General features: G+C 45.1%; 14 protein-coding genes, 2 tRNA genes, 1 rRNA gene and 1 riboswitch. Of the genes, 14 read left to right on the top strand and 3 right to left on the bottom strand.

Annotated features, from left to right (window positions below):
• The 10 genes from rrf to thiH all read left to right on the top strand — a co-directional run.
• Positions 1 to 83 (top strand): 5S ribosomal RNA (gene rrf, locus B9J87_RS18060); the annotation flags it as partial.
• Between the two features lie 29 nt (positions 84 to 112).
• Positions 113 to 189: transfer RNA gene (locus B9J87_RS14205), tRNA-Asp, on the top strand.
• Between the two features lie 59 nt (positions 190 to 248).
• Positions 249 to 325, top strand: a tRNA-Trp gene (locus tag B9J87_RS14200).
• A gap of 367 nt (positions 326 to 692) precedes the next feature.
• Positions 693 to 1,076, top strand: a complete 384-nt coding sequence (gene crcB, locus B9J87_RS14195) for a fluoride efflux transporter CrcB (RefSeq protein ID WP_013855606.1) — start codon at positions 693 to 695, stop codon at positions 1,074 to 1,076.
• 52 nt (positions 1,077 to 1,128) lie between these two features.
• Positions 1,129 to 1,227, top strand: a riboswitch (TPP riboswitch).
• 108 nt (positions 1,228 to 1,335) lie between these two features.
• Entirely contained in the window at positions 1,336 to 3,285 is a 1,950-nt protein-coding gene (gene thiC / locus B9J87_RS14190) for a phosphomethylpyrimidine synthase ThiC (protein WP_094151398.1), read from the top strand.
• 4 nt (positions 3,286 to 3,289) lie between these two features.
• Entirely contained in the window at positions 3,290 to 4,585 is a 1,296-nt protein-coding gene (thiE, locus tag B9J87_RS14185; protein WP_017044529.1) for a thiamine phosphate synthase, read from the top strand.
• Complete coding sequence (locus tag B9J87_RS14180; protein WP_013855609.1) at positions 4,575 to 5,363, top strand: HesA/MoeB/ThiF family protein; 789 nt, start codon at positions 4,575 to 4,577, stop codon at positions 5,361 to 5,363. The genes thiE and B9J87_RS14180 overlap by 11 nt, the downstream gene beginning before the upstream one ends.
• Positions 5,351 to 5,560 carry a sulfur carrier protein ThiS gene (thiS, locus tag B9J87_RS14175; protein ID WP_094133308.1) on the top strand — a complete coding sequence of 70 codons (210 nt, stop codon included), beginning with the start codon at positions 5,351 to 5,353 and terminating at the stop codon, positions 5,558 to 5,560. Before B9J87_RS14180 ends, thiS begins: the two co-directional genes overlap by 13 nt.
• The gene (locus B9J87_RS14170; protein WP_017048428.1) at positions 5,561 to 6,325 is read left to right on the top strand and encodes a thiazole synthase; all 765 of its coding nucleotides are present in this window, start codon (positions 5,561 to 5,563) and stop codon (positions 6,323 to 6,325) included.
• Positions 6,326 to 6,327: 2 nt separating this feature from the next.
• Entirely contained in the window at positions 6,328 to 7,440 is a 1,113-nt protein-coding gene (gene thiH / locus B9J87_RS14165; protein WP_094151396.1) for a 2-iminoacetate synthase ThiH, read from the top strand.
• A gap of 194 nt (positions 7,441 to 7,634) precedes the next feature.
• On the opposite strand, the gene B9J87_RS14160 is transcribed toward thiH, so the two are convergent.
• Positions 7,635 to 9,425, bottom strand: a complete 1,791-nt coding sequence (locus B9J87_RS14160) for an aminopeptidase P family protein (protein WP_176429542.1) — start codon at positions 9,423 to 9,425, stop codon at positions 7,635 to 7,637.
• Between the two features lie 158 nt (positions 9,426 to 9,583).
• Positions 9,584 to 10,525 carry a LysR family transcriptional regulator gene (locus B9J87_RS14155; protein ID WP_026027502.1) on the bottom strand — a complete coding sequence of 314 codons (942 nt, stop codon included), beginning with the start codon at positions 10,523 to 10,525 and terminating at the stop codon, positions 9,584 to 9,586.
• A 116-nt stretch (positions 10,526 to 10,641) separates the two neighbouring features.
• Between B9J87_RS14155 and B9J87_RS14150 the strand changes: the two genes are divergently transcribed.
• Both B9J87_RS14150 and tsrA read left to right on the top strand, forming a co-directional pair.
• Entirely contained in the window at positions 10,642 to 11,841 is a 1,200-nt protein-coding gene (locus B9J87_RS14150) for a multidrug effflux MFS transporter (RefSeq protein WP_232473093.1), read from the top strand.
• A gap of 90 nt (positions 11,842 to 11,931) precedes the next feature.
• Positions 11,932 to 12,213, top strand: coding sequence for an H-NS-like global regulator TsrA (gene tsrA / locus B9J87_RS14145; RefSeq protein WP_017044523.1), 282 nt, complete (start codon positions 11,932 to 11,934; stop codon positions 12,211 to 12,213).
• 77 nt (positions 12,214 to 12,290) lie between these two features.
• Here tsrA and asnC read toward each other — a convergent pair whose 3' ends face one another.
• Positions 12,291 to 12,755: a transcriptional regulator AsnC gene (gene asnC / locus B9J87_RS14140; protein ID WP_010319577.1), complete on the bottom strand. Its 465-nt coding sequence runs from the start codon at positions 12,753 to 12,755 to the stop codon at positions 12,291 to 12,293.
• Positions 12,756 to 12,910: 155 nt separating this feature from the next.
• On the opposite strand from asnC, the gene B9J87_RS14135 reads away from it, so the two are divergent.
• Complete coding sequence (locus tag B9J87_RS14135) at positions 12,911 to 13,690, top strand: class I SAM-dependent methyltransferase (RefSeq protein ID WP_094151400.1); 780 nt, start codon at positions 12,911 to 12,913, stop codon at positions 13,688 to 13,690.
• A 111-nt stretch (positions 13,691 to 13,801) separates the two neighbouring features.
• On the top strand, positions 13,802 to 14,248 hold the full coding sequence (locus tag B9J87_RS14130; RefSeq protein WP_094151392.1) for a hypothetical protein: 447 nt from the start codon (positions 13,802 to 13,804) through the stop codon (positions 14,246 to 14,248).
• The last annotated feature ends 70 nt before the right edge of the window (positions 14,249 to 14,318 follow it).

The following is a 14,318-nucleotide window of genomic DNA, read 5'->3' as shown; positions in this document are numbered from 1 at the left end:
TCCATGCCGAACTCAGAAGTGAAACACAACAGCGCCGATGGTAGTGTGGGGTCTCCCCATGTGAGAGTAGGACATCGCCAGGCTTTGAATATTGTCTAACCAGACACGCTGCGGAGCGGTAGTTCAGTTGGTTAGAATACCGGCCTGTCACGCCGGGGGTCGCGGGTTCGAGTCCCGTCCGCTCCGCCACTTATTAAGAGCCTCAGCAGTCACGTTGAGGCTTTCTTCAATGAGTAAGATAAAGTTTTAGGGGTGTAGCTCCAACTGGCAGAGCAGCGGATTCCAAATCCGCGTGTTGGGAGTTCGAATCTCTCCACCCCTGCCATCTATCAAGCCTCCGCAGAAATGCTGAGGCTTTTTGCTATCTGTTCACTTCCTCTATGATAGCAATCCGAAAAATTAACTAATTCCGTTTACCTCATCCCTTCGGCACATTTTTGTGGCCAGCTCTCTGTACTCAAGCTGTATCCAAGAAAGCGATCCCGAGCGTGAAATAGCCTTAATTAGATCATATTGTTACTTCAATTGGCATTAAGAGCGGTTTAGCTTATCCATTTACTCAGTAAGTGACGGATGTAACTTTTTAAAAGCACTAGATTATCAGCATAACTTTCCTTGATTATTTTAGTAATTAGGTTCGATTTATTATGCTTAGCGGTTAAAATAACGACGGTTACTTTTAGGAATTCGCTATGGGACAGCTGTCTATTTTAGGTTTTATTGCATTAGGTGGCGCATTTGGCGCATGTGCACGTTATCTAGTTACCGAGCTATGTGTGTTCTTGTTAGGACGCGGGTTTCCTTATGGAACGCTCACCGTTAACGTTGTCGGTTCATTTATTATGGGATTATTGATCGCTGCTTTTGAGAGTGAATTACTTGCAACTGAGCCATGGCGCCAGATTATTGGTTTGGGTTTCTTGGGTGCATTAACCACATTTTCTACATTTTCTATGGATAATGTATTGCTGATGCAGCAAGGAGCCTTTCTGAAAATGGGTGTTAATGTCTTATTAAACGTGGTGCTAAGTATCTCAGCGGCTTGGATAGGTTTCCAGTTGTTGATGAGAAGTTAACGAAATTACAATTTCATCTTGGTTAATGGATAGTCTTTCCCTATAATCGTGACTCAACTTGTCGGAGTGCCATAAGGCTGAGACCGTATTTTCGGGATCCGTTGAACCTGATCAGGCTAATACCTGCGAAGGGAACAAGAGAATATAACCTGCTAGTGATCTATCTAGCGTTATATCCTTAAGATCAAAACTCTATTTTGATCAACTCTTGTGCATTAATCCGTCAAGCATTTATCCCTAGTACAAAAAGGAAGATGCTATGTCGAGTCGCAAACAAGCGAGACTGAAAGCCAAACAATTCATTGACACATTGTCTGTCGAACCCTACCCAAATTCCTCTAAAATCTATATTACTGGTTCACGTTCGGATATCCGCGTGCCAATGCGTGAGATTAAACTAGCTGACAGCTTGGTCGGGGGCACAAAGTCCTCACCGATTTATCAACCGAATGAATCTATATGCGTTTATGACACTTCAGGTGTCTATACCGACCCATCTCATACTATCGACTTATATCAAGGTTTGCCTAAATTAAGGGAAAAATGGATCGCTGAGCGGGATGATACCGAGTGGCTTGATGAGGTCAGTTCTGCTTACACTAAAGAACGTTTATCTGATGATACATTGGACGAACTACGTTATGGGAACTTGCCAGCCATACGCCGAGCAAAGAAAGGGAAGTGCGTTACTCAACTTCATTATGCGCGGCAAGGTGTTATCACACCCGAAATGGAATACATTGCCATTCGCGAAAATACGCGACGGGGAGAGTGTATGGATGCACAGCTGAGCCAGCAACATGCAGGGATTCATTTGGGGGCTAATCTACCAAAGCGAATAACTCCTGAGTTTGTGCGTAGTGAAGTTGCCGAAGGACGAGCCATTATCCCGTCGAATATTAACCATCCTGAATCAGAGCCGATGATCATTGGCCGTAATTTTCTCGTCAAAGTGAATGCGAATATCGGTAACTCATCCGTCTCTTCATCAATTGAAGAAGAGGTTGAAAAATTAGTATGGGCAACCCGCTGGGGTGGGGATACCGTGATGGATCTCTCTACTGGGCGCAATATTCACGAAACTCGAGAATGGATTTTGCGTAATAGTCCCGTACCGATTGGCACTGTGCCTATGTATCAAGCATTGGAAAAAGTAAATGGTATTGCGGAGGATTTATCATGGGAAGTAATGCGCGATACCTTACTCGAGCAAGCGGAACAAGGTGTTGATTACTTTACAATTCATGCTGGTTTATTGCTTCGTTATGTGCCAATGACCACGAAACGTGTTACGGGCATCGTTTCGCGTGGCGGCTCTATTATCGCTAAATGGTGTTTAGCCCATCATACTGAGAGTTTTCTTTACACTCATTTCCGTGAAATTTGTGAAATTTGCGCCAAGTATGACGTCGCCCTTTCCTTAGGGGATGGACTACGGCCAGGATCCATTGCCGATGCTAACGATGAAGCACAATTTGCAGAGCTGCGCACTTTAGGTGAGTTGACCAAAATAGCGTGGGAATATGATGTACAGGTCATTATTGAAGGCCCTGGCCATATCCCCATGCATTTGATTAAAGAGAATATGGATGAACAATTAAAGCATTGCCATGAAGCGCCATTCTATACTTTGGGCCCATTAACTACCGATATTGCTCCGGGATATGATCACATCACTTCCGGTATTGGTGCTGCGATGATTGGCTGGTATGGCTGCGCGATGCTTTGCTATGTAACACCGAAAGAGCACCTTGGTTTACCAAACAAAGAAGATGTTAAAACGGGTTTAATTACTTATAAATTGGCAGCACATGCTGCAGACCTTGCGAAAGGGCACCCGGGAGCACAAGTGCGCGATAATGCGTTATCGAAAGCACGTTTTGAGTTTCGTTGGGAAGACCAATTCAATCTTGCATTAGACCCAGTTACGGCGCGTGCTTTTCACGATGAAACTCTTCCGCAAGAGTCTGGTAAAGTTGCGCATTTTTGCTCTATGTGCGGGCCGAAATTCTGCTCGATGAAAATCTCTCAAGAGGTTCGAGAGTATGCGCTAGATACCAAGCAAGTTGCTGCTGATGCGCTCATTTCCGTTACGCTGCTAGATGACCCGTTACAAGGCATGAGACAGAAATCACAAGAGTTTAAAGCCTCAGGATCAGAGCTTTATCATCCTGCTGTTACTCAACGGTCAGTCGTTAGCGAGGAGTAATTAGATGATTCAATTACTTATCCCCCGTGATGACATTGCGTTGACTGCTCAAGTACAACAGGTTTTGCTATTGGCCAAGCATCATGGTTTTGATATCGATGATATTTTTTTGGGTGCCAGCCCAACTTTATATTGTCAGTTAGTAACGCCTTCATACTCATCTTTGATTGGCAGCGATTGCTTAGCCTCGTGCGAAGATGCGCTAAGTGTTTTAACTGATAAGCCCAATTTATTCTTGCAATACCAAGTCAATTTTTGCGCTCAAATGCCATTTGAGCACTCCCAGAAACGAGAAACTTGTTTGGTCAAGATAGGGCTTACAGCGGCTGACTCACACGACTATGTTGATGAGTGGTATCACGGAGAAGAGCTGCGTAGTATAAGATACTCTACGAATGCTCATGCTGCTGATGCAAAGAGTGAGCACTTTGCTTGGGTTCTATCATTGTTGTGTCTCGACTTTCCACTAGAGGATGCTTTAGTGGTTGCTCGCGCGGCAATGAGTGTTTCACGTGAAACATGGCCAACGGATAGCCGATATTTTCCTCAGCTACAACATTCAGTAGCTGGCATCTTTGCTGACGATAAACAAAATCACATCTATTTTCCAAAGATAGACAAAAATATTGGCCTTTATCCTGTTGTGGATAGCGTTGAGTGGGTTGATCGGTTATTGAAGTTTGGTGTAAAGACAATCCAACTGCGAATCAAAGATTCAACACGCTCGGATCTCGAATCACAAATTATCGCCGCTATTGAGCTTGGACAAGCCTATCAAGCACAGGTTTTTATTAATGACCATTGGCAGCTTGCGATAAAGCATGGTGCTTTTGGCATTCATCTTGGACAAGAAGATCTCACCAATGCAGATTTAGCACAAATTGCTCAAGCTGGGATCTGTTTAGGTATTTCAACTCACGGCTATTATGAGATTCTGAACATCGCTTCACTAAATCCCAGCTATATCGCTTTGGGTCACATATTCCCAACCACCACCAAAATTATGCCCTCTAAGCCACAGGGGCTTGTTAGGTTGAAACTTTACCAGCAGCTAATTGAGAGTTTAAGTTGTGCCGCCAACTCAGATGAAGTTGTAAGTGCAAAAATACCCACAGTTGCAATTGGCGGAATTAACCTAGAGAACGCATTGCAAGTTTGGCAGTGCGATGTATCAGGTTTGGCCGTTGTACGTGCAGTGACAGAAGCAAAATCACCTCAGTTGGTCATTGATAGTTTCAATCGAATCATACAAAACCGATTACCAAGTAGTGCTGAGGAGGTATGTGATTATGCTTTCTGATGCGCAATTTATCCGTTATCAAAGGCAACTTGCGCTCCCTGAAATAGGTGAGAATGGACAGCAATCTTTACTTGATAGCCGAGTGCTGGTTATTGGTTGTGGTGGTTTAGGGTCTGCGGCCGTTTTGTATTTGGCGAGTGCTGGTATTGGACAACTGGTAATAGTGGATGATGACCGAGTTGAAAGCAGCAACTTACCTCGGCAGGTGATCTACCGAGAGAGGCAAATTGGTCAAACCAAAGTCGATGCGATGGCAGAGCAAATTAAAGCCATCAACCCTGATTGCAGAGTAAGAGCGATATCTAAACGCCTTATTGGTACTCAGCTCGAACTGGAAGTGCTGAATGCTGATGTCGTTCTTGACTGCACGGATAACATCCACAGTCGTCAGCAAATTAACCAGTTGTGCCGTAAATTAATTAAGCCATTGATTTCAGGTTCGGCTATTGGATGGAAGGGGCAAGTCATTGCTTTTGATCAACTGCCGTTGTCACCTTGTTATCACTGTTTAGTGCCTGATAGCGAACTGCCTGCCGCGCAGCGTTGTAATGAATTCGGTATTCTGGGGCCTGTCGTCGGAATCATCGGAACCCTGCAAGCTTTACAAGCCATCATGATATTGACTCGACAGACGATGCGTAATGCTAACCAACTGACACTGTTTGATGCTCATTTGTTTCAATTCCAAACCTTAAATGTTGTTAAAGATCCTCAGTGCGAGGTGTGTGGGTACCCACAGACTGATCAGATGAAGGGAGAAGCCACATGTCAGATATAACGATCAAGATTAATCAGCAGTTTCATCAAGTTTCAGCGGGAACCAGTATTACGGATCTCACCAAACTGCTTTCTATCGCTATTACCGGTTGTGTGTTTGCCCTGAATCAGAGCGTGGTGCCACGTAGTGCGTGGTCAACGACCCTATTAAGTGAAGGCGATCAAATATCGCTGTTTCAAGCCATTGCAGGAGGCTAAATGTTAACGATAGCGAATAAACAGTTTGAATCTCGCCTGTTCACTGGTACGGGGAAATTTGCCAACCGAGAGTTAATGACAAAAGCTATTGCCATATCTGGTTCACAAATGGCGACGATGGCATTAAAGCGAGTCGATCTTAACCAATTAAATGATGATATTTTAGCGCCACTTATCGAGTCAGGCGTCAATCTCTTACCCAATACATCGGGTGCGAAAAATGCGAATGATGCGATTTTTGCTGCCCATTTAGCGCGTGAAGCGTTATCGACATCTTGGCTGAAGCTAGAAATTCATCCCGATCCTAAGTATCTGATGCCTGACCCTATCGAAACGTTAAAGGCAGCGGAACAATTAGTGAAAGATGGATTTATCGTATTACCTTATTGCCATGCTGACCCCGTGTTGTGTAAGCGTTTAGAGGAAGTGGGGTGCGCGGCCGTAATGCCATTAGGTGCGCCAATTGGATCGAATAAGGGGCTGGTCTCACGAGATTTTTTAGAAATCATCATCAGCCAAGCTCGTGTCCCCGTGATTATTGATGCCGGTATTGGCGCGCCTTCGCATGCGGCTTTTGCGATGGAATTGGGCGCGGATGCTGTCTTAGTTAACACCGCAATTGCGGCCGCGCGCGATCCGATACAAATGGCGTTGGCATTTAAGTTGGCGGTAGAGTCGGGTCGAATGGCTTATGAGGCTGGGCTTGCAACTCAGGTTCATCATGCTATCGCATCCAGCCCTCTAACTGCATTTTTGGATCAATAGCGATGAGCTTTTTAGAACGTTTCAAACAACTCGATTGGGACGATATTGCGTTATCAATCCGTTCCAAAACAGCGTCAGATGTCGAGCGAGCATTGCATAAAGAGAAGCGCGATTTGGAAGATTTCAAGGCATTAATCTCTCCTGCTGCTGATCCTTATATCGAGCAGTTAGCGCAACTTTCTTACTCACTGACGAGGCAACGCTTTGGCAATACTCTTTCTTTTTATATCCCGCTTTATCTTTCAAATTTGTGTGCCAATGCGTGCACTTATTGTGGATTTTCGATGGAGAATCGCATCAAGCGGCGTACATTAAGTTTGCATGAAGTTGAACGTGAATTGGCAGTTATCAAGCAGATGCAGTTTGATAATGTGTTGTTGGTAACCGGTGAGCATGAAACCAAAGTAGGCATGAACTATTTCCGGCAGATACTGCCGTTGATAAAGCGTGAAGTCAGCTATGTTGCTATGGAGGTTCAACCGCTTCAGCAAGCGCAGTATGCGGAGCTAAAGAGCTTAGGTTTAGATGCGGTAATGGTATATCAAGAGACTTATCATCCATCGACTTACGCTTTACATCATCTGCGAGGCAACAAAATGGATTTTAACTTTCGCCTTGAAACACCGGACCGACTTGCCCGGGCGGGGATTGATAAGATTGGTCTTGGCGCTTTGATTGGCTTGGAAGATTGGCGGGCCGATTGTTTTTACGTGGCCGCTCACCTGGATTATCTTGAAAAGAGATATTGGAAGACGCGCTATTCGATTTCGTTTCCTCGCTTGCGACCTTGTGAAGGTGGCCTGCAACCTAAATCGGTCATGTCTGACAAGCAACTGGTTCAGCTCATCTGTGCATTTCGCTTGCTCAATTCAGAAGTGGAACTCTCGCTTTCTACCCGCGAATCGGCGCACTTTAGGGATAAGCTCATTCCACTGGGGATCACCAGCATATCGGCGGGATCAAAAACACAGCCTGGAGGTTATGCAATGCAAGAGGCCGAGCTTGAGCAATTTGTGATTAGCGATGAACGTACAGCTGCACAAGTTGCCGCCGCTGTTAAAGGGCAAGGCTTTGAAGTTGTGTGGCGAGATTGGCATGCTGCCTATTCTGGATGAGGTCATGGCTTGCACGTTTCACGTGAAACATATGGATGCATTCATTAAAGTATGGTGATTTGGCTAATAAGGTGAATTCGAGTTAAGAGAATCATAAGTTTAAGTAAAGGCGACTCGAGGTCGCCTTTCATCTTTCTAGGTTAAGTTACTACACAGAGACTACCTACAGCGCATTTGTTTTATCATGTTGAAGTTTAATCATGCTCAATAGGCAGTGTCGCTTGGCGCAACCACGCTTTGTTATCACCCTCAACGAGTGGACCAACTTGATCCCATACTTTTTGATGGTAGTCATTTAACCATGTGAGCTCTGGTCGAGTTAACATATTGATGTTGATCGCGCGCTTATCAATCGGGCAACGCGTGAGTGACTCAAACCCCAACACAGAGAAATCACCTTGTGTTTCAACTTCGACCACCAGTTCTAAGTTTTCTATACGAATGCCAAACGCATCGGCACGGTAATAACCGGGCTCGTTCGACAGTACCATACCCGGAAGCAGTGCGACGTTGTTGAAAACTTTGCTGATGCGTTGTGGCCCTTCATGGACACTCAAAAAATGGCCGACTCCATGACCAGTGCCATGATCATAATCGAAGCCATTAGCCCATAGGTGCTGACGGGCAAGTACATCAAGCTGATGACCACAAGTGCCTTTTGGAAAGCGTGCTCTGGCTAGCGCAATATGACCTTTAAGCACTAAAGTGAACTGTTTTTTCATCTCTTCACTGGGGTTACCAATAGCAATGGTACGCGTAATGTCAGTCGTACCATCACAATATTGGCCGCCAGAATCGACAAGATAAAGTGAGTCTTGAGCTAATTGTCCTGGTTTTACTTGGTTGATGTGGTTGTAATGGCACATAGCTGCATTACTGCCTGCCGCTGAAATAGTATCAAAACTAAGATCGGCTAGAGTTGGGTCTTCCTCTCTAAATGCTTGTAAGCGGTCAGATAAATAGCCTTCGTCGTGCAGTCTTTGGCTAGCCACTTCATTATCCAACCAAGCAAGAAATTTCGTCATCGCCACACCATCACGCACGTGGCACGCTTTCATTCCAGAGACTTCGGTTGCATTTTTTGCCGCTTTTAGCAGTAAGCACGGATCGGCGTCATTAATGATTTCAGCAGCGGAATTTTGTAAAGTCAGCGTAAACCATGCATTACTGGTAGCAGGATCGATCATCACCTTTTTACCTGCGAGTAAGTTAAGCTGCTTTTCTAATTGATCTGGATGGTGAACGCGAACGCCGCCACCGACATGCTTGGCAAATTCCGCAGGAAGACGAGCAGGGTCAAGGAAGAAATCGACGCTGGAGTCAGCATAAATAATGGCATGGGAAAGTAATACTGGTAATCGGGAAACATCAAGGCCACGGATATTTAGCAGCCAGCAGATGGAATCAAGTTCTGTCAGTACTGCCGCATCAATCTTTTTCTTACTCAGCTGATGAGCTATTTGCTCACGCTTATCATGGCTACTGATACCGACGAGTTCATTACCCATCAAGCGCACTGCTGAAATTGCAGCGCTAGGACGGTCCTTCCATAATTCATCGATTGGGTTACTGCCGACGGCAATAAGCTGTAACTCATCAGACAATTTTGCCTGTGCTGCTTTAAGCCAGCTTGCTCGATGCATGCGCGGATCAAATCCCACTTTACTACCTGAGACCAATGCGCTTTGGAGCCAATCGAGAACGGGCTCTTCAATCAAGTGACGGTACTCAAAGGTTGCCTCTGGCACTTGTTTACGAACTTGCACTGTATAGCGGCCATCCACAAAAATAGCCGCGTTATCGTGGGTGACCACAGCCGCGCCTGCCGAGCCAGTAAAACCAGTTAACCAATGCAGGCGTTCGTTGTGTTGTGGTACATATTCCCCGAGATATTCATCTTCGTGTGGAATGATGATGGCATCAAGCCCTTGTTGTGTGAGCCAGCCACGTAAGGCTGATACGCGTTGTGCGATTGAATCATGCATCTGTGTTATATCCTTTCTCATAACCGTCCGTTGTAGGTGTAGGGAGCTGTGCAAATCCATAGCAAACCCTGACTTTATTATTGTGTCTATGGGGTTGTGGCGATGGGGACGAGCTTCAATAAGCTACTCTTTTTATCGAACTGGCGCAAACCGCAGCTTCATCTGAGATGCAGTGTTTTGGTTTGGATCATCTGCCTTAACCAGCTCAATGCGGGGTCACTTTCTCTGTCTCTGTGCCAAAATAACGTATAAGCCATAGGTGGAAATTCCATCGGTAATGGCAACACGACGAGATCCATCTGCTTGGCTACTAGGTGGGTGAAGTGGCTCGGCGCGGTAAAGATAAAATCAGTATAAGTACAAAGGCTGGCGGCACTATTAAAATCCGGTACTGTAATTGCGATGTCCCTTTCTCGGCCGATATCCGCCAAGCGATAGTCGAGTAGCCAGCGATCATTACCATCGCAGCGTACTTGTACGTGACGTAGCGATAAATAGCGCTCTAACGTCCAATTATCTCGCAATGCTGGGTGGTCTTTACGTACCACGCACATTTGGCTATCTCGATAGATCTCTTGCTCACAGATATCACTGGGTGGCAGCATTGTTAATTTGGCATCATTGATATCAATGTCCTTGCCGGTAATGCCTAAATCCAACTCACCAAGCTGCAATTTCTTAAAGGTTTGATCGTTCCATGAGTGAGTGTTGATGTTGAGATTTGGACCTTGGCTGAAAATAGCGGGCAAAAAATGGGGGAGAATCAATGGGTAGACGCTTTCTACTGCCGCAATATGAAAACGGTATTCACTGCTTTGTGGTGAAAATTGTTGTGGTTGAGTGAGTAGCTCGAGCTGATTGATGAGAGTGTCTAGTTTGGGTTTGAGATAGAGCGCTTGTGGCGTTGCCTTTAAGCCATGTGAATTACGAATAAACAACGGGTCATTAAACTGCTGACGAAGCTTGGCAAGCGATTTACTGACGGCAGATTGACTCAAACAGAGGCGATGGGCGGCGCGCGTTACGTTCAGTTCTTCTAGCAGTACGGACAGACAAACAAGCAAATTAAGATCGATTCTGGCTAATTTTTCTATATTCATCTGTATTTCCATTTGGGAATAATTGTGATGAGTATAAGCCATTTCTATTCATATCATCATTGCTCTATTATAGCCGAGTTGTAAAAGTGTGTTCTTTCTCATTACTGGAGTGTTTCGTGAAGCAAATAACCTCTGACGCGCATAGTAAGCGTCAATTGGCATTACTGATTTTGTTGGTTCTGTTTAGCCCGTTAGCGATTGATATTTATCTACCAGCTTTACCGCAAATTTCTCAAACGTTTCACGTGGAACACGCTTATGCACAAGATACGATTACTTGGTTTCTGTTTGCTATGGGAGTCGGTCAACTCTTCGCTGGCCCGCTAGCGGACAAACTCGGTCGTCGAACTGTTGCATTAGGAGGGATCAGTATTTATGCATTGAGTGCTTGCTTGGCGTGGGCCGCTCAAAGTATTGAATGGATGTTGATGGCTCGGCTACTACAAGGCTTCGGTGCGTGCGCGACATCGGTAGCGGCTTTTGCAACAGTTCGCGATATTTTTGGCCCACAACGTAGCGGCAAAATGATCAGCTACTTAAATGGTGCAATCTGTTTTATTCCTGCATTAGCGCCAATCCTTGGTAGTTGGTTAACTCAGCAATTTGGCTGGCGCAGTAACTTCAGCTTTATGGCTGGTTTTGCCGTGGTCGCGGGTTTAATGATGGTGATTGGTATGAAAGAAACCAACCCACAAGCCACCGAACAGCAAGCGTTCTTTAAGTTATCGCGTTACTGGTCCGTATTGAAAACACCATCTTTTCTCTTCCATGCTTCATTGTGTATGTTAGCGATGGCGGTTATTTTAGCCTATGTCACTTCTGCCCCAGTGGTATTAATGGAAGGTTATGGATTGACTATGAATGAATTTACTTTCTGGTTTGGACTCAATGCCATCATTAATATCGTTGCTTGCCTGAGTGCGCCGAAATTTATGGATAGGTTTGGTACCCATATGGCGCTGGTGGTTGGAATCGCCACATTATTGGTTGCGGGGACTACCATGGTCGCGCTGGCACAACAGAAAACGGCGATTGCCTTTATGCTGCCCATTTTTATGTCATCAATCGGTTTTGCTTGGATTCTGGGAGCGGCCGCAGGAAAAGCACTGGCGCCATTTGGTGACCGTGCGGGAACCGCCGCAGCACTGCTTGGTTTGTTTCAGATGAGTGGTGCTGGCCTGTTAGTTGGCACCATGCAGCGTGTTGGGTTAGAACCTCAGATATTAATTGCACTGCAAATGTGGCTGATTGCGCCAGCGCTGTTTATCCTGTTTTCTAAAGCAGGGCGTTATTGGCATCAATTAGTGGTGAATTAATAAATTGTCACCTGCTGTTTTATATTCTTTTTAACGGGTGTATATTTAGTCACTTAATTATTTCAATTGCACTTTGGAAACGAAACAACAATGTCAATGACAACCTATGAAATGGCTCGAATTTGGGAACAACTCGACGAGTCTCCAGAAAAGGTCATGTTCGGAAAATTGCTGAATGAATTAGGCAACCAAAGTAGTGAGCGTATTCGCAGTGCCGCCAAACAAGTACCATTACCAGTTCTGCGTGATTTAGTCTTTCAGTTTCAACAAGTGATTGAAGCGCGTAAAGGCGAGCAAGTCGAAATCATGGCGAAGGAATTGGCAAAGCAGGGTATTTCGGCTGAAGAGCTTTTAACTTATCTGAACAAATAATTTATTATCAGTACCGATGCCATAGCCCGGAATTTAGTTTCGGGCTTTTTATTGCGTGGTGTTTGCGGCTTCGGTGATTAAGGATTCACATTTCGGTTAATCGGGTTCTGCAAGGAAATAAGCGTCTCTGTGGATTGCACTTCATCAATAGCCTGTAATTTGTCGATCAGCACAAATTGTAATTCTTCAATCGAGCGGCACATTAACTTCACAAAAATATTATAGGCTCCTGTGGTGTAATAGGCTTCCACCACTTCATCCAGCGCATTGAGTTTGGCGAGCGCCGAATGGTAGTCTCGCGCGGCATTGAGATTGATACCGATAAAACAACACACGTCATAACCCAATTTTTTGGTATTGACGATCACTTCCGTACCCTGAATGATATCGGCCGATTTCATCTTTTCAATGCGAACATGGATAGTGGCAGGACTAACGTTGAACTGCTTGGCCATTTCTGCGTAGGGCGTGCGTGCATCGTCCATTAAAATTTTTAAAATGGCGCGGTCGAGTTCGTCCAGTTTAGCGGTAGTGGCTTGCATCACAGCATCCTTATCATTGAAATGGTTCGCTCAGTTTATCACTGGTCGTTGTTTCTCGTAAGCCGCCGTTTAAGAAAAGCGATAAGCTTTAGTCACGTCAGTGAAAATTGGGTAAACTCAAGCCTCCTCATTATTTCCTTGGTTTCGGAGTTAACTTGCAGCTACAACTGATTTGCGAAGTTCCTGCTCAGCAAGCACATTTGGATACATTAGCCGCGCGTTGGGGATTAAAACCATGCGCTGAGAGCCCATTTGCCTTGGTATTAACTCAGTATCGTCTTGAGTTGCGTAAACTGGATGAGCCTAAACTCGGCGCTATTTATGTCGATTTAGTCACGGGGGCGGTTGCTCACCGACGTAAATTTGGTGGCGGTAAAGGTCAGTCGATAGCCAAAGCTGCTGGACTAAACAAAGGAGCGACACCGACCGTGTTAGATGCAACGGCCGGGTTAGGTCGTGATGCTTTTGTGTTGGCCTCGCTCGGCTGTAAAGTGCAAATGGTCGAGCGGCATCCCGTTGTGGCCGCGCTGCTCGATGATGGTTTAGAGCGTGCCAAGCAAGATGCAGAGATTGGTGGCTGGGTAAGCGAGCGAATGTCGTTACTTCACGCTTCGAGTCATGATGCGCTCGAAAAACTGGCGCAAGATGAAAATTTTGTAAAGCCAGATGTGGTGTATCTTGACCCCATGTACCCGCACCCGGAAAGTAAAAAACAAACGGCTTTGGTAAAAAAGGAGATGCGCGTCTTTCAATCGCTGGTGGGCGCTGACTTGGATGCTGATGCATTATTAAACCCAGCCTTGAGTTTGGCGACCAAACGCGTGGTGGTGAAGCGTCCTGACTATGCCGATTGGTTAGACAAACAAAAGCCGAGTATGGTGATTGAAACCAAGAAAAATCGTTTTGATGTGTATGTGAAAGCGGCGATGATCTAACGCATTCAATACGTTAGCTTTGGCGAGAAAATCTCGTGGCCCATAGATGTAATTTAGTGCTTGCTTAATCGTGTTTGGAATTGTATATCTAACTAATAATTATTCCTATTCGTGATCGAGGCGTACATGAATAAGCGTTTATGCAAATTGAACCGACACGATATTACTAGCCAGCTTGGGGATATCCATCAGATTGTGGCTGCGCCAAAATTTCTTTGTCGCTCATGTGCTCGTTCATCATCGGATAAAAACACGTTGTGTAAGCCTGCTGCTATTCCGAGTGCATCGATAAAGCTTGTTTCGGAAGGGAAGAAACAACGGCGCTCTGGTACGTCAAATGGCATGACGGACAAAGGTAAAAAGGCCGCTAAGCGATCGGAAAAACAGAACAAGAAAGCGTTAAAAAAACAAAAAAAAGTACTGAAGAAGTTAGAAAAAGTGCTGAAACAGCAACAAAAACTGTTAAAGAAACATCCTGCATTACAAGTAAAGTTTGCCGATGTGAATCAACGAATTTCTTCGGTTAGTGAACGTTCACTACAACGGCAGATTCACTAAAACAGATAGTTTACTAAAAATAGATGGTTTACTGAAAACAGATGGTGAGTTAAACCGAGCCACGATAGCC

It is taken from the genome of Vibrio sp. V19_P1S1T109, from assembly GCF_002241375.1.
Classification (GTDB): Bacteria; Pseudomonadota; Gammaproteobacteria; order Enterobacterales; family Vibrionaceae; genus Vibrio; species Vibrio anguillarum.
This window is presented reverse-complemented; position numbering and strand designations above follow the sequence as displayed.